The sequence below is a fragment of the Streptomyces galbus genome (assembly GCF_005280195.1).
GTDB classification, from domain to species: Bacteria; Actinomycetota; Actinomycetes; order Streptomycetales; family Streptomycetaceae; genus Streptomyces; species Streptomyces galbus.
This window is the reverse complement of the sequence record NZ_SZPR01000023.1, coordinates 33,303-52,526: the sequence shown is the minus strand read 5'-3', so window position 1 is coordinate 52,526 and position 19,224 is coordinate 33,303. Positions and strand designations below refer to the sequence as shown.

Below are 19,224 nucleotides of genomic sequence, written 5' to 3'. Positions count from 1 at the left end.
CGGTCCGCACGGGCCCCGTCCCGCAGGGGCCGAGCACCGGCCGGCCCGGGGTGACGCGGGCTCAGCCGCCGTGCCGCGCGACGTACTTCCGCGCCTGCGCCAGCGCCTCCGGGTGCAGCGCCTCGCCCGCGTCGAGCAGCCGCGGCAGCAGGTCCCGCTCGGTGGTCGTGGCCCGGAACTCCATCCGGGCGGTCACCCCGTGCCCGGGCCGGTGCACGACCCGTATCGCGTCCCCCGCGCGGATCTCGCCGGGCACGATCACCCGCAGGTACGCGCCCGTCGCGCCCTTCTGCGTGAACCGCCTGACCCAGCCCCGCTCGCCCAGGTGGCCCTGGAACGTCCGGCACGGGATCCGGCCGCCCGTCACCTCCAGCACCAGCTCGGCCCCGATCTGCCAGCGCTCGCCGATCAGCGCGTCCGACACGTCGAGCCCCTCGGTGGTGAGGTTCTCGCCGAACGAGCCGTTCACCAGCGGGCGCCCCAGCTCGCGCTCCCACGCGTCGAGGTCCTCGCGCGCGACCGCGTACACCGCCTGGTCGTCCCCGCCGTGGTGGCGCAGGTCGCACACCGCGTCCCCGGCCAGGCCGCTGCCCCCGGTGCCCTTCGGACCGGGCGCCGTGACCAGCACCGGATGGTCGACGGGGCGCTTGTCGATCCCGGTCAGGCCCTGCGGCTGGTCGGTGTACGGCACGGCCACGGCCCGGCCCAGGTTCAGGGAGAGAAGCCTCATGCCCGCACGGTAGGCGGACCAACGTCAAAGCGTCCACGCATTATTCGGCGCGCGGCCCAAGCCTGGCTTATGCTCGGGGGGTGATCGAGGCCCGTCATCTCCGTGTGCTGCGCGCCGTCGCCGCCACGGGCTCCTTCTCCGCGGCGGGACGCGAGCTGGGCTGCACCCAGCCCGCCGTCAGCCAGCAGATGAAGGCCCTGGAGGCGTCCGTCGGCACGCCGCTGCTGGTGCGCACCGGGCGCGAGATGCGCCTGACCCAGGCGGGCGAGGCCCTCGTGCGGCACGCGTCCGGGATCCTCGCCGGGCTGACGGCGGCCGAGGAGGAGGTCGCCGCGATCGCCGGGCTGCGCGCGGGCCGGGTCCGGCTGGTGTCGTTCCCGAGCGGCAGCTCGACCCTCGTCCCCACCGCGCTGGCCGCCCTGCGCGCCGCCCATCCCGGCACCCGCGTCTCCCTGGAGGAGGCCGAGCCGCCGGAGTCGGTGGACAAGCTGCGCGCCGGCGACTGCGACATCGCCCTCGCCTTCCGCTACGAGAGGCCGGCCGGCGCCGAGCGCGCCCCGGGCCCCGAGGAGTGGGAGGACCTGGTCGTACGGCCGCTGCTGACGGACCGTCTGGTCGGGCTCGTGCCGGAGCGGCACCGGCTGGCCGCCGCGGGGTCCGTCGCCATCGGGGACCTGGCCGACGAGCCGTGGATCGCGGGCTGTCCGCGCTGTCGCGGCCAGTTGGTGCAGGTGTGCGAGGGCGCGGGCTTCACGCCGCGCATCGACTTCGCCACCGACGACTACCCGGCCGTGGTGGGCCTGGTCGGCGCCGGCCTCGGCGTGGCCGTCCTGCCGCAGCTGGCCGTCGCCTCCGTGCGCCCGCGCGGTGCGCGCACGGTGACCCTGGAACCGGCGGTGCGCCGCGAGATCGTGGCGCTGACCCTGCCCGACCTGGCGCAGGTGCCGGCGGTCGCGGCGACGCTCGGTGAACTGGAGCGGGCGGCGCGACCGCGCTGAGCGGTATCGCGGCTCGCGGGAGCCGCAGAAAAGAACGCGGGCCGCCGGAAGAAGGTGTGTGCGGAAACGTTCCTTCAGTTGTTCGAAGCGGTGTCCATACCGCTCGACGCCGACACGAGGCGGGTGCGTGCCCGCCCCATCAGCTCCTCGCGCTCGTCCTCGGTCAACCCGCCCCACACCCCGTACGGCTCGCGCACGGCCAACGCGTGCGCCGCGCACTGGGCGCGTACCGGGCACCTCATGCAGACCTCCTTGGCCGAGTTCTCGCGAGCGCTCCGGGCCGCACCGCGCTCGCCCTCCGGATGGAAGAAGAGCGAGCTGTCCACCCCGCGACAGGCAGCCAGGAGCTGCCAGTCCCACAGGTCCGCGTTCGGTCCGGGAAGGCGGGAGAAATCTGCCATTGCGTGACCCCTTGTAGCCGTGCTGAGCGGATACGGTGCCCACGACCGTACAACTACGATCTAAGGAGATGAAAATATGACTCATTGCGAATCTAGCCTCAGACACCAGGAAAAGGGAAGAAATGGGGCCGAATGGGGCACGGCTTGTGAAGGAAGGTCGAGGGTCGGCAGCGCCTCTCGGGGTCGTGTCCGGTCCCTCACGTAGAGTGCCGAAGAGTGCACGCAGCCCCGTAACTCTTTCGAGTGACCGTCGTTGAGAGTGCGGAGGCGGTTGAAAACACAAGCGCTCGGGCAGGCGTCCGAGACGGTCGACCGCACAGGTGACGATACGTACCAGCCTGGAGGCACAAGGTGACGCGCATCAGCTGCGGAGGGCGGCCATGACTTCCGTCCTCGTCTGTGACGACTCCCCGCTTGCCCGAGAGGCGCTGCGCCGCGCGGTCGCGACCGTGCCCGGCGTCGAGCGCGTGACCACGGCGGCCAACGGCGAGGAAGTCCTCCGCCGCTGGGGCGCCGACCGGTCGGACCTCATCCTGATGGACGTGCGCATGCCCGGTCTGGGCGGCGTCGAGACCGTGCGGCGGCTGCTGTCCGCCGACCCGGGCGCACGCATCATCATGCTGACGGTCGCCGAGGACCTGGACGGCGTGGCCCTCGCGGTCGCCGCCGGCGCCCGGGGCTACCTCCACAAGGACGCCTCGCGCGCCGAGTTGAGGGCCACCGTGACCCAGGCCCTCGCCGACCCGACCTGGCGGCTCGCCCCGCGCCGGCTGCGGTCGGCCGAGATGGGTGCCGCGCCCACGCTCACCGCGCGCGAGATCCAGGTGCTCGAGGGCATGAGCCACGGCCGCTCCAACGCGGAGATCGGCCGCGAGCTGTTCCTCTCCGAGGACACCGTCAAGACCCACGCCCGGCGGCTGTTCAAGAAGCTCGGCGCCTCCGACCGCGCCCATGCGGTCGCGCTGGGCTTCCGGTGGGGTCTCGTCCGCTAGGCCGTGTCTCCCGGATCCCTCCGGGGCCCCGCCCCGCGGGGGCGTACGGCGCGGCCCGCGCACCCGTCCCACCCGAACGGGACGGGGGCGCCCCCCGTGGCCTCGCCCACCGCGGCACCGTGGCTCACTGCGGCGTGGCCGCCGGGGGTGACCCGTCCGTGCCCGGCCGTGCCGGCGCGGAGGTCCTCCCGTCCGGTCGGCGCCCTCGGCTGACCCGGAAGACACGACCAGGGACCTGCGGCCCGGGCCCCGTCGGCCGGGCGGGACCCGCACCCGACGGCGGTGACGTGGTCCCCCCGCGGTGCGTTCTTTCTCACGGCGTTCCGCCCCTTCGTCCCGTGTGCGGCCCGTCGTCCCGCACGCGTGCGTGGCCGCCGGCAGGCCGCCCGCCGCGGTGGGCGCGGGCGTCGGCCGAGCGGTTCCGCGCAGGTCGGCCGCGGTGGGCGTACCGCCGTACGTCCGCTCCCGCGCGGGACGCGTACGGCGTCCCGGCGGGCCCGCGCAAGGGGCCGCATTCGTTCCGTCGCGACGGCCGCTGCTCGTTTCGGCGCGGATGCCGCATCCTTGAGGTGTGGAGTTCCTCGGGGACGATTCGGTCGAGCGGAAGGGGAGGGCGCAGGGGATGAGTTCCGGCGCACCTGCTCATAACGCTTCGGTGCACAACGACGGGCGCGGTGCCGCGGACCGCACGGCCGCAGGGCACCATGGACCGATGCGCGACGACGAGGCGGCCACTCCTGCCCAGGGGACGATCGGCTCACTCGTGCACCTCGCCGTCGACGGCGACGAGCAGGCGACGCACGACCTGCTCGCCCACGTCCACCCTCTCGCCCTGCGCTACTGCCGTACGCGGCTGTCCCGGCTGCCCGGCGACGCCCGGCACTTCGTGGAGGACCTGGCGCAGGAGGTCTGCGTCGCCGTCCTGCTCGCCCTGCCGCGCTACAAGGACACCGGCCGCCCCTTCGAGGCGTTCGTGTTCGCCATCGCCGCGCACAAGGTGGCCGACCTCCAGCGGGCGGCCATGCGCCACCCCGGGTCCACGGCGGTGCCCTCCGACGAGATGCCCGAGCGGCCCGACGACTCCCTCGGGCCCGAGGAGCGCGCCCTGCTCAGCAGCGACGCCGAGTGGGCCAAGAAACTCCTCGCCAACCTGCCGGAGAACCAGCGCGAGCTGCTGCTGCTGCGGATCGCGGTGGGGCTGACCGCCGAGGAGACCGGACAGATGTTGGGAATGTCACCCGGGGCGGTACGGGTGGCGCAGCACCGTGCGCTGAGCCGGCTGCGCGCGCTCGCCGAGCAGTAGGGCGCGCGGAGTTGGGCCGTTCGTGAACAGGGCGTCGGCCCGGTCCGTAGGAACGTACGAAGCCGGGGGCGGCCTCCGGCCGTGGAATGAGACCACCCCGCTTCCCGTTAGCATGGACATCCGCACCGATCAAGGCCATTTGGGGAAGGTGTCATGACTGCCAACGTCGACGGAGTGCCCGACAAATTCGCGACGCTCGGGCTGACCTACGACGACGTGCTGCTGCTGCCGGGCCCGTCGGACATGGCACCCGACGAGATCGACACCGCCTCGTACGTCTCCAAGAACGTGCGGGTGAACATCCCGCTCCTGTCCGCCGCCATGGACAAGGTCACCGAGTCGCGCATGGCGATCGCGATGGCCCGCCAGGGCGGCGTCGGCGTCCTGCACCGCAACCTCTCCATCGAGGACCAGGCCAACCAGGTCGACCTGGTGAAGCGGTCCGAGTCGGGGATGGTCGCCGACCCGATCACCGTGCACCCGGACGCCACGCTGGCCGAGGCCGACGCGCTGTGCGCCAAGTTCCGCATCAGCGGTGTGCCGGTCACCGACGGCAACAAGAAGCTGCTCGGCATCGTCACCAACCGCGACATGGCCTTCGAGTCGGACCGCACGCGCCGGGTGCGCGAGGTCATGACGCCGATGCCGCTGGTCACCGGCACGGTCGGCATCTCCGGCGTCGAGGCGATGGAGCTGCTGCGCAAGCACAAGATCGAGAAGCTGCCGCTGGTCGACGGCGAGGGTGTCCTCAAGGGCCTGATCACCGTCAAGGACTTCGTCAAGGCGGAGAAGTACCCCAACGCCGCGAAGGACGCCGAGGGCCGCCTGCTGGTCGGTGCCGCGGTTGGTGTCGCCGGTGACGCCTTCGAGCGCGCCCAGGCGCTGATCGAGGCGGGCGTCGACTTCATCGTCGTCGACACCGCGCACGGCCACTCCCGCCTGGTCGGCGACATGATCGCCAAGATCAAGTCCAACCACACGCGCGTGGACGTCATCGGCGGCAACATCGCCACCCGCGACGGCGCCCAGGCGCTCGTCGACGCGGGCGCCGACGGCATCAAGGTCGGTGTCGGACCGGGCTCCATCTGCACGACCCGGGTGGTCGCCGGTGTCGGCGTCCCGCAGGTCACGGCCATCTACGAGGCCGCCGAGGCCGCCCGCGCGGCGGGTGTCCCGGTCATCGGCGACGGCGGTCTGCAGTACTCCGGCGACATCGCCAAGGCGCTGGTCGCCGGCGCCGACACGGTGATGCTGGGCTCGCTGCTCGCGGGCTGCGAGGAGTCCCCGGGGGAGCTGATGTTCATCAACGGCAAGCAGTTCAAGTCGTACCGCGGCATGGGCTCGCTGGGCGCCATGCAGACCCGCGGCGACCGCAGGTCGTTCTCCAAGGACCGCTACTTCCAGGAGGGCGTCGCCTCCGACGAGCAGCTCATCCCCGAGGGCATCGAGGGCCAGGTGCCCTACCGCGGCCCGCTGTCCTCGGTCGTCCACCAGCTCGTCGGCGGCCTGCGCCAGTCGATGTTCTACGTCGGCGGCCGCACGGTGCCCGAGCTGCAGTCGAACGGCCGCTTCGTGCGGATCACGTCGGCGGGCCTGAAGGAGAGCCACCCGCACGACATCCAGATGACGGTCGAGGCGCCGAACTACAGCGCCAAGCGGTGACCCGCACGCACGCGTGACGCCTGTGCGACGCCTGTCCGCCGAGGGCGGCCCCGGGACGAGTTCCGGGGCCGCCCTCGGCGCGTTCCCCGGTCGTCCGGGCCGCCGGGCGTTCCCCGTCACGGCCGTCGGCGATACTGGAAGACGCTGCAACGCATCAGGGAAAGGCCACAGACGTGACTGAGATCGAGATCGGGCGCGGCAAGCGCGGCCGCCGGGCGTACGCCTTCGACGACATCGCCGTCGTCCCCAGCCGTCGTACGCGCGACCCGAAGGAGGTCTCGATCGCCTGGCAGATCGACGCCTACCGCTTCGAGCTGCCGTTCCTGGCCGCCCCCATGGACTCGGTCGTCTCCCCGGCCACCGCGATCCGCATCGGTGAGCTGGGCGGCCTGGGCGTGCTGAACCTCGAGGGCCTGTGGACGCGCTACGAGGACCCGCAGCCGCTGCTCGACGAGATCGTGGAGCTGCCCGCCGAGTCGGCCACCCGCCGCCTCCAGGAGCTGTACGCGGCCCCGATCAAGGAGGAGCTGATCGGTGCGCGCCTCAAGGAGGTGCGCGACTCCGGCGTGGTCACGGCGGCCGCGCTCTCCCCGCAGCGTACGGCGCAGTTCTCCAAGGCGGTCGTGGACGCGGGCGTGGACATCTTCGTCATCCGCGGCACGACGGTCTCGGCGGAGCACGTCTCCGGTGCGCACGAGCCGCTGAACCTGAAGCAGTTCATCTACGAGCTCGACGTCCCGGTGATCGTCGGCGGCTGCGCCACGTACACGGCGGCCCTGCACCTGATGCGCACCGGCGCGGCGGGCGTGCTGGTCGGCTTCGGCGGCGGCGCGGCGCACACCACGCGCAACGTGCTGGGCATCCAGGTGCCGATGGCGACGGCGGTCGCGGACGTGGCGGCGGCCCGTCGCGACTACATGGACGAGTCCGGCGGCCGGTACGTGCACGTGATCGCGGACGGCGGCGTCGGCTGGTCCGGCGACCTGCCCAAGGCGATCGCCTGCGGCGCCGACGCGGTGATGATGGGCTCCCCGCTGGCCCGCGCGACGGACGCGCCGGGCCGGGGCCACCACTGGGGCATGGAGGCCGTCAACGAGGAGCTGCCGCGCGGCAAGAAGGTCGACCTCGGCACGGTCGGCACCCTCGAGGAGGTCCTCACGGGTCCGTCCCACACCCCCGACGGCTCCATGAACCTCTTCGGCGCCCTGCGCCGCGCGATGGCCACGACGGGCTACAGCGAGCTGAAGGAGTTCCAGCGGGTCGAGGTGACGGTGGCGGACTCACAGCACCGCCGCTAGCCCCACCGAACGGACGCCAGGGCCGGTCACTCCCGTGAGGGGGGTGACCGGCCCTGTTGCGTGCGCGCCGCGGCGGGTCGGACGGCGCACGGCGCGGAGGGGGGCGCGCGGTTGCGTTCGGGGCGAATGGGGGCCGAACGGGCGTATGGAGGGCGGTAATGTCCGTGATCGGCGACCCGAGCTCTCTGGGTCGCCCCCTTCCAAGGAATGGTTCCGGACCCGCGCCCGCGGGGCCCGGCCCGCGTTCCGAACGGACCGCCCACCCGGGCTACTGGGCGGTGTCGTGGAAGGGGGCGCCCATGGGACGCCATCGCAAGCCCACTCGCTGGGACGGGATCCGGCTTCGGCTGGTGAAGTTCCGGAGGAGGTGGGTCTTGCGACTTTTCGGATGGTGAGCGGCCGCCCCTATGAGAGGTAGGGACGGACGCCCGTGAACCATCAGGAGCCTGCCGCAGTACCCGCTGCGGTGGGCTCCACCTGTTGCCAGATTACCGGCGCCCCCACCCCTGTGCCAGCAGTCCCCGGACCGTGCACCACCTCGCGCCCCCCTCACAACCGGTGCGCCGCCCCCGTCGGGGTCGCGCCGCGGGTGTCCAGGAGGAGTTGGGCCTTCACCGACAGGCCCTGGAGGTCGTACGTGCGGTGCTGCTGGACGAGGATCGTGAGGTCGGCGTCGGCGGCGGCCTCGTAGAGGGAGTCCGCGCGGGGGACCGGGCGGTCCAGGACGCTCCAGGACGGGACGTGCGGGTCGTGATAGCTGACGGACGCGCCGAGTTCCATCAGCCGGATCGCGATCTCCCGCGCGGGTGTGCCCTGCTGGTCGGCCAGGTCGGGCTTGTAGGTGACGCCGAGGAGCAGCACGCGCGCGCCCCGGGCGGACTTGCCGTGCTCGTTGAGCAGCGCGGCCGCGCGCTGGACGACGTAGCGCGGCATACGGCTGTTGACCTGCTGGGCCAGTTCCACCATGCGCAACGGGCCGCCGGCCTGCCCGGCGCGGTCGAGCGGCACCGCGTGCCCGCCGACCCCGGGCCCCGGCCGGAAGGACTGGAAGCCGAACGGCTTGGTCTCCGCGCAGCGGATGACGTCCCACAGGTCGACGCCCAACTCGTGGCACAGCACGGCCATCTCGTTGACCAGCGCGATGTTCACGTGCCGGAAGTTGGTCTCCAGCAGCTGCACGGTCTCCGCCTCGCGCAGCCCACGCGCGCGTACCACCTTCTCGGTCAGCCGGCCGTAGAACGCGGCGGCGGACTCCGTGCACGCGGGCGTCAGGCCGCCGATCACCTTGGGCGTGTTGCCGGGCGTGAAGGCGCGGTTGCCGGGATCGACGCGGCAGGGCGAGTACGCGAGCTGGAAGTCGCGCCCGGCCCGCAGCCCCGAGGTCTCCTCCAGCAGCGGCCGCAGGAAGTCCTCCGTGGTCCCCGGCGGCACCGGCGACTCCAGGATGACCGTGGTGTGCGGGCGCAGGTGCCCGGCCAGGGTGCGCGCGGCCTGTTCCACGAGGCTGAGGTCGAGCCCGCCGTCCGCGTCGCGCGGGGTGGGCGCGCAGATGACGGCGGTGCGCACCCTCCCCAGCTCGGCCGCGTTGGCGGTGCGCCGGAAGCCCCCCGAGAGCATCCGGCGCAGTTCCGCGGGGCTGAGGGAGCCCGCCTCGGGCCCGGTGGCGTACCCGAGCGTGGGGATGCCCGCCGCGACCGCCGCCTGGGCGAGGGGCAGGCCGAGCGGGCCGAGTCCGATGACGGCGAGATCTGCGGGCATGGCGTGGGCCGTCCTTCCCAGTAACCGAAGCGGGGCAGGCACGCAAGCCCTGTGGACAGGACGAGCGAGCGCAATGTCAGACTAGGAGTAAATATGACCGTTATGCGGGATTGATCGACTGTGTTTTCCGGCTGGTCCGTTCCGCTGTCGAGGACGTTGTCCACAGGCTGGGGGCCTGTGGTGGCTGATGCCGGACAACGCGGTCAGAATTTGGGCATGGGGAAGGGAGACCGGGCCTCGCCCTGAAGGTGCGGCCGACGCGACGGACAGCGGGAGGCAGCGGTGAGGACAGCGACACTGGGGCCGGCGCAGCGAGCCGAGTCACTGGCGGCCATGGCCGAGCGTGAACTGGACGTGCTGGTGGTGGGAGCCGGGGTGGTCGGCGCGGGCACGGCCCTCGACGCGGTCACCCGCGGCCTGTCCACGGGACTGGTGGAGGCCCGCGACTGGGCCTCGGGCACCTCCAGCCGGTCCAGCAAGCTCATCCACGGCGGCCTGCGCTATCTGGAGATGCTCGACTTCGCCCTCGTGCGGGAGGCGCTCAAGGAGCGCGGCCTGCTCCTGGAGCGCCTGGCACCGCACCTGGTCAGGCCGGTGCCGTTCCTCTACCCGCTCCAGCACAAGGGCTGGGAGCGGCTGTACGCCGGGTCGGGCGTCGCCCTCTACGACGCGATGTCCATGGCCCGCGGCCACGGCCGGGGCCTGCCCACGCACCGCCACCTGTCCCGCCGCCACGCCCTGCGGGTCGCCCCCGCCCTGAAGAAGGACGCGCTGGTCGGCGCGCTGCAGTACTACGACGCCCAGATGGACGACGCCCGCTTCGTCGCCACCCTGGTGCGCACGGCGGCGGCCTACGGCGCGAAGGTGGCCAACCGCGCGCGCGTCACGGGCTTCCTGCGCGAGGGCGAGCGGGTCGTCGGCGCCCGGGTCCAGGACGTCGAGGGCGGCGGCGAGTACGAGATCCGCGCCAAGCAGGTCGTCAACGCCACGGGCGTGTGGACCGACGACACCCAGGCGATGGTCGGCTCCCGCGGGCAGTTCCACGTCCGGGCGTCGAAGGGCATCCACCTCGTCGTGCCGAAGGACCGCATCAACTCCACGAGCGGGCTGATCCTGCGCACCGAGAAGTCGGTGCTGTTCGTCATCCCCTGGGGCCGGCACTGGATCATCGGCACCACGGACACCGACTGGGACCTCGACAAGGCCCACCCGGCCGCGTCCAGCGCCGACATCGACTACCTCCTCGAGCACGTGAACTCCGTGCTGGCCGTGCCGCTGACCAGGGACGACGTCGAAGGCGTGTACGCGGGGCTGCGGCCGCTGCTGGCCGGCGAGTCGGACGCCACCAGCAAGCTGTCGCGTGAGCACACCGTGGCCCACCCGGTGCCGGGTCTGGTCGTGGTGGCCGGCGGCAAGTACACGACGTACCGGGTGATGGCCAAGGACGCCGTCGACGAGGCGGTCCACGGGCTCGACCTGCGCGTCGCCGACTGCGTCACGGAGGACGTCCCGCTGCTGGGCGCGGAGGGGTACCGGGCGCTGTGGAACGCGCGGGCGCGGATATCCGCCCGCACCGGGCTGCACGTGGTCCGCGTCGAGCACCTGCTGAACCGTTACGGGTCCATGGCCGAGGAGGTCCTCGACCTGATCGCGGCCGACCCGTCGCTGGGCGAGCCGCTCCAGTTCGCCGACGACTACCTGCGCGCCGAGATCGTCTACGCCGCCTCGCACGAGGGCGCCCGTCACCTCGACGACGTGCTGACCCGGCGCACCCGCATCTCCATCGAGACCTTCGACCGCGGGACGCGCTCGGCCCGCGAGGCGGCGGAGCTCCTGGCGCCGGTGCTGGGCTGGGACAAGGACCAGATCGAGCGCGAGGTCGAGCACTACGAGAAGCGGGTGGAGGCCGAGCGCGAGTCCCAGCTCCAGCCCGACGACCAGACGGCGGACGCGGCACGGCTGGGGGCGCCGGACATCGTGCCGCTGTGACGGGACCGGCACCGGCCCCTGCCGAGGTGGCGGCCGGTGCCCGCTCGATTCACTCGAACGGGTGTAGTGGACCGGGATCTCCGTTCGGGTCCCGGTCGTTCTACGGGGTGCGAGGGCAGAACTCGGCGGCGAGCAGGGCCGGTTCGAGGCCGGGATCTGCGATCGCCGTCGTGTTCACCCGGAAGGTCAGGACATGGCGGCCGTCGAGGGTGGCCGCGCTGCGCACGTAGCTGCCCGCTATACGACCGTTGTGCCCCCACACCGTGACGCCGCACGGAAGCCGCTGGGGGAACAGGCCCATGCCGTACGCGCCGTGTGCGGCACGGGTGTCCAGCATCTCGTGCAGCCGGCGCGGGGGCAGCAGGCGGCCGCCCAGCAGCGCCGCGTAGAAGCGGTCCAGGTCGGCGAGCGTGGTCACCAGCGAACCCGCGGCCCCGGCCGTCCGCGGGTCCAGCTCGGTGACGTCGGAGCCGTCGGCGGCGTAGGCCCGTCCGTGCGGCGGGGGCAGGGTCCTGACGGACCCGGGAAAGGAGGTGCCGGTCAGTCCCAGCGGAGTGATCAGCCGCCGCTCGGCCTCGGCGGCGTAGGAGCGGCCCGTGACCTGTTCGACGACCAGGCCGAGCAGGACGTAGTTGGTGTTGGAGTAGGCGAAGCGGCCTCGGTCGGCCGGAGGGTGGGTGACGGCGAGACGGACGGCTTCCAGCGCGGTGACGGGCAGCGTGCCGCTGGTGTCCCGGGTGTAGTCGTACAGGCCGCTGGTGTGGGTGAGCAGGGAACGGAGGGTCAGCGCGCGCCCGTCGTTGCCCGCCCCGCGCACCAGGCCGGGCAGGTGCCGCTCCACCGGGTCGGACAGCGACAGCCGGTGCTCGGCGGCCAGTTGGAGCACCACGGTGGCCACGAACGTCTTGGTGACGCTGCCGGCCCGGAAGTGGTCGCCCGGGGCGATGCCCGGACCCGCCTCGGCGTAGCGGGTGCCGCCCTCCTCGCGGGCCAGCAGGGCGGCGGCGGGCGCCCCGCCCCGGGTGAGCAGCAGCGGCAGCAGGGCGTCCGCGGGTGCCGGGGACGCGCTGTGCGAGGCACCGGTGGTGAGCCAGAGGAACACCAGGGTCAGGGGGATGACCCGCAGGCTTCGAAGCAGCGGCATCGCGGGTCCTCTCGTGGGGGGCGCGCCCATCCTGCACGCGCTCCCTGTGAGCGGCGGTGGCGGGGCGGTGCGGAAGGCCCCGCTCCGGGCCGGCCGTGCCCCCGTGGCCGAACTGTGCTGTACCTATTGGCCGGAATGTGCCGTGCGAGAGGTCCGGACGGGGGAACCCGGGGCGTTGGGCACTTGTCGGGTGAGGGACAATGGAGGCTCTGTCAGGGCGGGTTGCTTGAGGGGACGCATGTCGGAGGCGGAGCGGGCGGGAGCATCCCGTCAGGACAAGAGCGCACGTCTCCTCGCCGGGCGGTACCGGCTGGGAGACGTACTCGGCCGCGGCGGCATGGGTACGGTGTGGCGCGCGGAGGACGAGACGCTCGGACGGACGGTCGCCGTCAAGGAGTTGCGGTTTCCGTCGAACATCGACGACGACGAGAAGCGCCGGCTGATCACGCGGACGCTGCGCGAGGCCAAGGCCATCGCCAGGATCCGCAACAACAGCGCGGTGACGGTCTTCGACGTGGTCGACGAGGACGACCGGCCGTGGATCGTGATGGAGCTCGTCGAGGGCAAGTCCCTCGCCGAGGTCATCCGCGAGGACGGCGTGCTCGAGCCCAAGCGGGCGGCCCGGGTGGGCCTGGCGGTCCTGGACGTGCTGCGGTCGGCGCACCGCGAGGGCATCCTGCACCGTGACGTGAAGCCGTCCAACGTACTGCTGGAGTCCGGCACCGACCGGGTCGTGCTGACCGACTTCGGCATCGCGCAGGTGGAGGGCGACCCGTCCATCACCTCCACGGGCATGCTCGTCGGCGCCCCCTCGTACATCGCCCCGGAGCGGGCCCGCGGGCACAAGCCCGGCCCCGCGGCCGACCTGTGGTCGCTCGGCGGGCTGCTGTACGCGGCGGTCGAGGGCACCCCGCCGTACGACAAGGGCTCGGCGATCGCGACGCTCACCGCGGTGATGACCGAGCCGCTGGAGGAGCCGAAGAACGCGGGTCCGCTGCGGGACGTCATCTACGGACTGCTGACCAAGGACCCGGAGTTGCGCCTGGACGACGCCGGGGCGCGGGCCATGCTCAACGCGGTCGTGCTCGCGCGCGACCCGAAGGACTCCGAGCCGGTCGACGCGACCAAGGTCGTGCCGCTGCCGAAGCAGGCCGACGGGACGCGCGACAAGGGCGGTTCGGGCGAGAAGCTGCGCGGGGCGCTGCGGTCCGTGCGCAAGGCCGCCGCGGGCGGGGCGGCCGCCTCCGCCGCCGGGACGCGCGACAGCTCCACGGGCGGGACGGCCGCGAGCGGGGTCGGCACGGCGGACACGGCCGGTTCCGCCGGGACGCGGGCCACGGGCACGGCCGCGACGACCTCCGTGCGCTCGGCGTCCGTCGGGACGGCGGGCGGTACCGGCGGCACCGGCGGTGCGGGCGAGGCGGGTTCCACCGGCTCGGGCGGGGGCCGCAGTTCGGGCTGGCCCGTGATGACGCCGCCCGCCGATCTGCCGCCGAGGCCGGTGCCCCGGGCGCCGCTCACCGACGTCGTGCCGCGGCGCACGCTGGTGATCATCGCCGTGGTGGCCGCGCTCGCGGTGATCGGCACGGTGCTGGCCCTCACCCTCGGCGGCGGGGACGACGACGGCTCCGACGGCGCCAAGGGCGGTGCCGGGGCGAGCACGGTCGCCGGCCGGAGCCCCGGCACCAAGGAGGACAAGAGCGGCGGGACCGGCACGGACGGGTCCGCCTCGCAGTCCGCGCCGACCGGTACCTCCTCCGCCGCCGCGCCGGGCAGCGGGACCGGGGCGAGCAGCAGCGCCGGTTCCACGGCGACGGCGGGCGGCACCGGCACGGCGGCGTCCACGCACAACGGCGGCCAGGGGTACTCGATCGGGCTGCCGAAGGGCTGGAAGTTCCAGACGACCGCCTCCGCCGGCGACCGCTTCACCGGGCCGAACGGGCAGAAGCTGCTCATCGCCTGGACGACCACGCCGAAGGACGACCCGGTCGCCGACTGGAAGAACCAGGAGCGCTACATGGTGCGCTCGCAGTACAAGAAGATTCGCATAGTCCCGCTGGAGTACCGCGGCTGGAAGGCCGCCGACTGGGAGTTCACCTACGCCGAGGGCGGCACCGCGTACCGGACGGTCGACCGGGGTTTCGTGGTGAACGACCACCAGGGGTACGCGCTGATGTACACGGCGCGGGCGGCCGACTGGAACGGCGCGGAGCGGACGGCCACCTGGAAGACGCTGACGGAGACGTTCCAGCCGAAGAAGTGACGGCGCGCCGGCGTTCGGGGCGCGGCACGACGGGAAGCCGTGCAAGGAAGGGCCGGGGAGGCGAGATCTGCCATCCCCCTTTGCGGGTTGCCTCCGGCACGTATCGTGAGTGCTTGCGGACCGTACGCATCCAGCCGGATGTGCACAACGGTGCGTGAGGCGAACGGATTTGACCGACCGGGCGGCCGGGGGAGGCACACGTGGACGACTATGCGGGGCGGGTACTCGCCGACCGCTACCGCCTGCCGTTGCCGCCCGCCGACGAGTACGAACTCACCGAGAGCCGGGCCTTCGACACCTACAGCGGGCAGGAAGTCCTGGTCCGCCAGGTCCCGTTGCCCGAGGTCGTCGAGGCCGAGGTGCTCGACGCGGAGGGACTGCCCGCGGGGTTCACCGCCCGTGAGCGCAGGATGCCCGGCGCGAGCACGCGCAGGCCGTCCGACCCGGTCGTGCGGCGCGCCGTCGAGGCCGCGCAGGCCGCTGCCCGCATCCCCGACCACCCCCGCCTCGACCAGGTCTTCGACGTGTTCGCCGACGGTGGCTCGCTGTGGATCGTCAGCGAGCTGGTGGCCGCGCGTCCGCTCGTGGCGCTGCTCGCCGAGCGGACGCTGACGCCGTACCGGGCGGCCGAGGTCGCCTCCGACGTGCTGATGGCGCTGCGGGTGCTGCACGCGCACGGCTGGGTGCACCGGAACATCACCGCGCGCACCGTCCTGGTCTGCGACGACGGCCGGGTCGTGCTGACCGGGCTCGCGGTCGGCGCGGCCGAGGAGGCGTTGTGCGGGTACGACCCCGTGCCGGCCGAGGACGAGGACAGCCCGGGTCCCGGCGGTCCCGCGGCCGGGGGGCCGCCCGGTGGCGCGGTCGACCCCGAGGCCGCGCGCCGCGCCGCCATCGAGGCCCGGGCCGCGGGCCGGCTCCCCGCCCCCGCCCCGGGCACCGCACCCGCCTCCGGCACCGGAGCCGTGCCCCCGCAAGGCACCTCCCCCGGCGTTCCGTCGTCCCGTGGCGCCCTCGCTCCCCGGGCGCTGGAGAGCACCGAGGACATCCGTGCCGCGCGGGCCGGGGCCATCGCCGCGTACCGGGCGGGCGCACGGGCGGCGGCCCGGATCCAGGAGGCCCAGGAAGCCCAGCAGGGCCGCCCGGGCGGACGCGCGGCGCTTCCCGGCGCCCGCACCCCGGTCGAGGGCGGCCCGGCCGGGTCCGCGCCGGTGTCGCCGTACGGCAGCGGGCGCGCGCCGGCGGGCGGTCAGCCGCCCGGGCAGATCGCCGACCCCTACGGGGTGCGCGGAGCCCCCGCGGGACTGCCCGCCCCGGCCCCGTACGACAGCGGCCGGCAGCTCCCCGCCGAGGGTCCCGGAGCGGCCGGGCAGCAGGGGACGCGCCCCGCCCGGTGGGACGAGCCCGCCGCCGGGACGCCCGCCCCGCGCGGGCCGGCCACCGCGCTCGCCGCCGAGCGCGCCCGGCAGGCCCGGATGGCCGTGGTCGGCCCCGTCACCGAGCGGTGGGCACCCGAACAGGCCGGCCCGGTGCACGAGAACTGGCAGCTCGCCGCGCCCGTGGGGCCCGCCACCGACCTGTGGGCGCTCGGCGCCCTGCTGTTCCGCGCGGTGCAGGGCCACGCGCCCTACCCCGAGGACTCGACCGCCGAGCTGGTGCAGATGGTGTGCGCGGAGCCGCCGGCGTTCGCCGAGGAGTGCGGGCCGCTGCGGCCGGTCGTGGAGTCGTTGCTGCGCCAGGACCCCACCGAGCGCCCCGACGTGGAGCTCCTCAGCGGCTGGCTGCGCTCCCTGGTGCGCTCGGCGCCCGAACCGGAGGCCGGCGCCCACGTGATCGCCGCGCCGCCGGCCGATCCGCGCCGACTGCCCATCATCCGGCGCAAGGGCGAGCTGGTGCGCCGCCGCAGGGCCGGGCTGCCCGCGCACCACGGGCGGCACAAACGGCAGGAGGCGGGCGGATCGCCCCGCAGTCTGGGCCGCACCCTGCTCGTGCTGATCCTGCTCGCGCTGGCGGCGGCGGTCGCGTACGCGGTGCTGTTCATGCCCAAGGCGGGCGAGCAGGACGGCCCGTCGCAGAACACCGGCGCGGGCACCGTGAGCGACGCGCCCGCCGCGAGCAGCAGCAGCGAGCCCCGGCCCGAGCAGACCTCGCCCGAGCCGGGCGGCGGCAGCAAGAGCGCCGGGACCCCGTCCGGCTCCGGCCCGGCCGTCGCCGACGGCTTCACGCTGCGCACCGACACGGCCGGCTTCCGCGTCGCCGTGGCCGACGGCTGGGACCGCACGCCGAAGAACGGGCGCGCCCAGGTGGTGTACTCCCACGGGGACTTCGAGCTGATCGTCGTCCCCGGCCGGGACTCCGCGGCCCGGTACGGCGACGACCCGATGGTCTACCAGCGGGAGAAGGAGAGCGAGCTCCAGCCGTACCGGGACTCGAGCTGGGCCACGGCTTCGGGGCTGCGGACCACCCAGGTGGGTGAACGCGTCATGGCGGAGGGCCAGTTCACCTGGACGGGGGCCGGCGGGCGCGAGCTGTACGTGCGCAACCTCGCCCTGCTGCTCGACGGCCGCTACCACGTCGTCCAGGTGCGCGGCCCGGAGGCCGAGCGCGACGAGGTGACCCGCATCTACGAGCAGGCGCAGGCTACTTACCGGTACACGGGCTGACCGGCGCGCAGCCGGCGGCGACGGGGGCCGGTGGCGGATCCGGTTCCCGTTCCGGGCCGGAAGCGACAACCGTCACAGTGCGGTCTCCTTGGCACCCCGCTGGTTCCGTGGACGGTGGGCAATCCTTACGCTGACCCTGTCAAGAGCATTGCGGGGCAACGTGAATCAGATGCAGGGCCTGCTCCTCGCGGGCCGCTACCGGCTCGCCGATTCCATCGGCAGCGGCGGCATGGGCCGGGTGTGGCGCGCCCACGACGAGCTGCTGCACCGGGCCGTCGCCATCAAGGAACTGACCGCCGCGCTCTACGTCTCCGAGAGCGAACAGCCGGCGCTCCTCGCGCGCACCCGGGCCGAGGCCCGCGCCGCCGCACGGATCAACCACTCCGCCGTGGTCACCGTGCACGACGTGCTCGAACACGACGGCCGCCCCTGGATCGTGATGGAGCTGGTCGAGGGCCGCTCGCTCGCCGACGCCGTCAAGCAGGAGGGCCGCCTCGAGCCCGCCGAGGCCGCCCGGATCGGCCTGTGGGTGCTGCGCGCCCTGCGCGCCGCGCACTCCGCCGGTGTCCTGCACCGCGACGTCAAGCCCGGCAACGTGCTGCTCTCGCACGACGGCCGGGTCCTGCTCACCGACTTCGGCATCGCCCAGATCGACGGCGACACCACCATCACCCGCACCGGGGAGGTCGTCGGCTCCGTCGACTACCTCGCCCCCGAGCGGGTCCGCGGCCAGGACCCCGGCCCGTCCTCCGACCTGTGGGCGCTCGGCGCCACCCTGTACACGGCCGTCGAGGGCCGCTCGCCGTTCCGCCGCACCTCCCCGCTGTCCACCATGCAGGCCGTCGTCGAGGAGGAGGCCGCCGAAGCGCACCACGCGGGCCCGCTCGGCCCCGTCATCACCGCCCTGCTGCGCAAGGACCCCGCCTCCCGCCCCGGCACCGCCGAGGCCGAGCACCTGCTCGCGCAGGCCGCCGAGGGCCGCAGCCCGCACGAGGCCCAGGCGTACGTGCCGACGCAGTACGGCCCCGGCTTCCGGCCCGGCTACGACAGTGGCAGCGGGCCGACGCCCTACCCGAGCGGGACCCACCCGGGCGGCGTCGACGCGGCGGCCGGGGGCCCGTACGGCCCGAGGACGCCGGAAGGGCTCACGCCGACCTCCCACACGCCGTCCTCCCACACGCCCCTCCCGTACGCGTCCCTGGGGCACACGCCTCTGCCGCAGCCCTCGGTGACCGGACCGACCGCCGTGGGGCCCACCCCGATGGGCCCGCCCCCGGGGCCGGGAAGCGCCGCGCGTCCCCAGCAGCCACCGCGGCGGCGCCGGCTGCGCACGCTCGCCCTGGTGGTGGCCGTGGCCGCGCTGATCGGCGGCGGTACGGCCGTGGTGCTCCAGCAGTTCGGCTCCGGGCGGCACGACCAGGGCGGCGGCCGTACGACGCTCTCGCCGAGCCCCTCCGCGCCCAGCCCCTCGCAGCCCAGCCCGTCGGCGACCGACGGCACCTCGCCCGACGGCTGGCGGCCGGTGACCGACCCGCTGGGCTTCCGGCTGTCCCTGCCCGAGGGCTGGAAGCGCGTCGTGTACCAGGACGACGGCGACCTCAAGCAGATCGACTACACGCCCGACGGCGGCGAGCACTTCGTGCGCATCGCCGTGGACACCTCCCCGGACTACGACGACGCCTACGAGCACCAGGCCGACCTGGACACGCAGTTGAGGCGGCTCGTGGACTACCGGCGGGTGACGCTGGAGCGCAACGTCTACCGCGACCGCCCCGGGTCCGAGTGGGAGTACACCTGGACCGCGCTCGCCAAGGACACCGAGTTCCCCGGGCCGCGGCGCGCCAAGGAGGAGACGTACCTCGGGCGGGACGGCACCGAGTACGTCCTGTACATCTCCTCGCCGGCCGGCGACTGGGACACCACCGCCGAGCAGTTCGAGTCGGTGCTGCGGAGCTGGCGGGAGCCCGCCGGCACCTCCTGACCCCGCCCCCGGTGGCCGTGGAGCCGCCGCAGGGACGGGAGT

General features: G+C 73.9%; 13 protein-coding genes. 9 read left to right on the top strand and 4 right to left on the bottom strand.

Translation table 11 applies throughout. The annotated features are described in order from the left end of the window. Positions 1-61: 61 nt before the first annotated feature. The gene (locus E4U92_RS27305; protein ID WP_137303121.1) at positions 62-730 is read right to left on the bottom strand and encodes an MOSC domain-containing protein; all 669 of its coding nucleotides are present in this window, start codon (positions 728-730) and stop codon (positions 62-64) included. Between the two features lie 80 nt (positions 731-810). Here E4U92_RS27305 and E4U92_RS27300 point away from each other — a divergent pair, with 80 nt between their 5' ends. Further along, complete coding sequence (locus E4U92_RS27300; RefSeq protein ID WP_137303120.1) at positions 811-1,728, top strand: LysR family transcriptional regulator; 918 nt, start codon at positions 811-813, stop codon at positions 1,726-1,728. Between the two features lie 74 nt (positions 1,729-1,802). On the opposite strand, the gene E4U92_RS27295 is transcribed toward E4U92_RS27300, so the two are convergent. Then, positions 1,803-2,129 carry a WhiB family transcriptional regulator gene (locus E4U92_RS27295; protein ID WP_137303119.1) on the bottom strand — a complete coding sequence of 109 codons (327 nt, stop codon included), beginning with the start codon at positions 2,127-2,129 and terminating at the stop codon, positions 1,803-1,805. Positions 2,130-2,509: 380 nt separating this feature from the next. Between E4U92_RS27295 and E4U92_RS27290 the strand changes: the two genes are divergently transcribed. From E4U92_RS27290 to E4U92_RS27275, 4 genes are all read left to right on the top strand, one after another. Further along, positions 2,510-3,121: a response regulator transcription factor gene (locus tag E4U92_RS27290; RefSeq protein WP_003948568.1), complete on the top strand. Its 612-nt coding sequence runs from the start codon at positions 2,510-2,512 to the stop codon at positions 3,119-3,121. A 712-nt stretch (positions 3,122-3,833) separates the two neighbouring features. Beyond that, positions 3,834-4,424, top strand: a complete 591-nt coding sequence (locus E4U92_RS27285; protein ID WP_137303118.1) for a sigma-70 family RNA polymerase sigma factor — start codon at positions 3,834-3,836, stop codon at positions 4,422-4,424. A 153-nt stretch (positions 4,425-4,577) separates the two neighbouring features. Further along, a complete protein-coding gene (gene guaB, locus E4U92_RS27280) occupies positions 4,578-6,086 on the top strand; it encodes an IMP dehydrogenase (protein WP_137303117.1) in 1,509 nt (502 codons plus the stop codon). 173 nt (positions 6,087-6,259) lie between these two features. Then, a complete protein-coding gene (locus E4U92_RS27275) occupies positions 6,260-7,384 on the top strand; it encodes a GuaB3 family IMP dehydrogenase-related protein (protein WP_137303116.1) in 1,125 nt (374 codons plus the stop codon). A gap of 549 nt (positions 7,385-7,933) precedes the next feature. On the opposite strand, the gene E4U92_RS27270 is transcribed toward E4U92_RS27275, so the two are convergent. Beyond that, positions 7,934-9,142 (bottom strand): nucleotide sugar dehydrogenase, encoded by a 1,209-nt coding sequence (locus E4U92_RS27270; RefSeq protein ID WP_137303115.1) that lies wholly within the window; start codon positions 9,140-9,142, stop codon positions 7,934-7,936. Positions 9,143-9,424: 282 nt separating this feature from the next. On the opposite strand from E4U92_RS27270, the gene E4U92_RS27265 reads away from it, so the two are divergent. Further along, entirely contained in the window at positions 9,425-11,131 is a 1,707-nt protein-coding gene (locus E4U92_RS27265) for a glycerol-3-phosphate dehydrogenase/oxidase (RefSeq protein ID WP_137303114.1), read from the top strand. Between the two features lie 100 nt (positions 11,132-11,231). On the opposite strand, the gene E4U92_RS27260 is transcribed toward E4U92_RS27265, so the two are convergent. Next, positions 11,232-12,275 carry a serine hydrolase domain-containing protein gene (locus E4U92_RS27260; RefSeq protein ID WP_137303113.1) on the bottom strand — a complete coding sequence of 348 codons (1,044 nt, stop codon included), beginning with the start codon at positions 12,273-12,275 and terminating at the stop codon, positions 11,232-11,234. Positions 12,276-12,513: 238 nt separating this feature from the next. Between E4U92_RS27260 and E4U92_RS27255 the strand changes: the two genes are divergently transcribed. The 3 genes from E4U92_RS27255 to E4U92_RS27245 all read left to right on the top strand — a co-directional run bounded on the left by E4U92_RS27255 (position 12,514) and on the right by E4U92_RS27245 (position 19,182). Further along, entirely contained in the window at positions 12,514-14,538 is a 2,025-nt protein-coding gene (locus tag E4U92_RS27255; RefSeq protein ID WP_137303112.1) for a serine/threonine-protein kinase, read from the top strand. A gap of 200 nt (positions 14,539-14,738) precedes the next feature. Then, the gene (locus E4U92_RS27250; protein WP_137303111.1) at positions 14,739-17,201 is read left to right on the top strand and encodes a protein kinase; all 2,463 of its coding nucleotides are present in this window, start codon (positions 14,739-14,741) and stop codon (positions 17,199-17,201) included. Between the two features lie 169 nt (positions 17,202-17,370). Next, positions 17,371-19,182 carry a serine/threonine-protein kinase gene (locus tag E4U92_RS27245; RefSeq protein WP_137303110.1) on the top strand — a complete coding sequence of 604 codons (1,812 nt, stop codon included), beginning with the start codon at positions 17,371-17,373 and terminating at the stop codon, positions 19,180-19,182. The last annotated feature ends 42 nt before the right edge of the window (positions 19,183-19,224 follow it).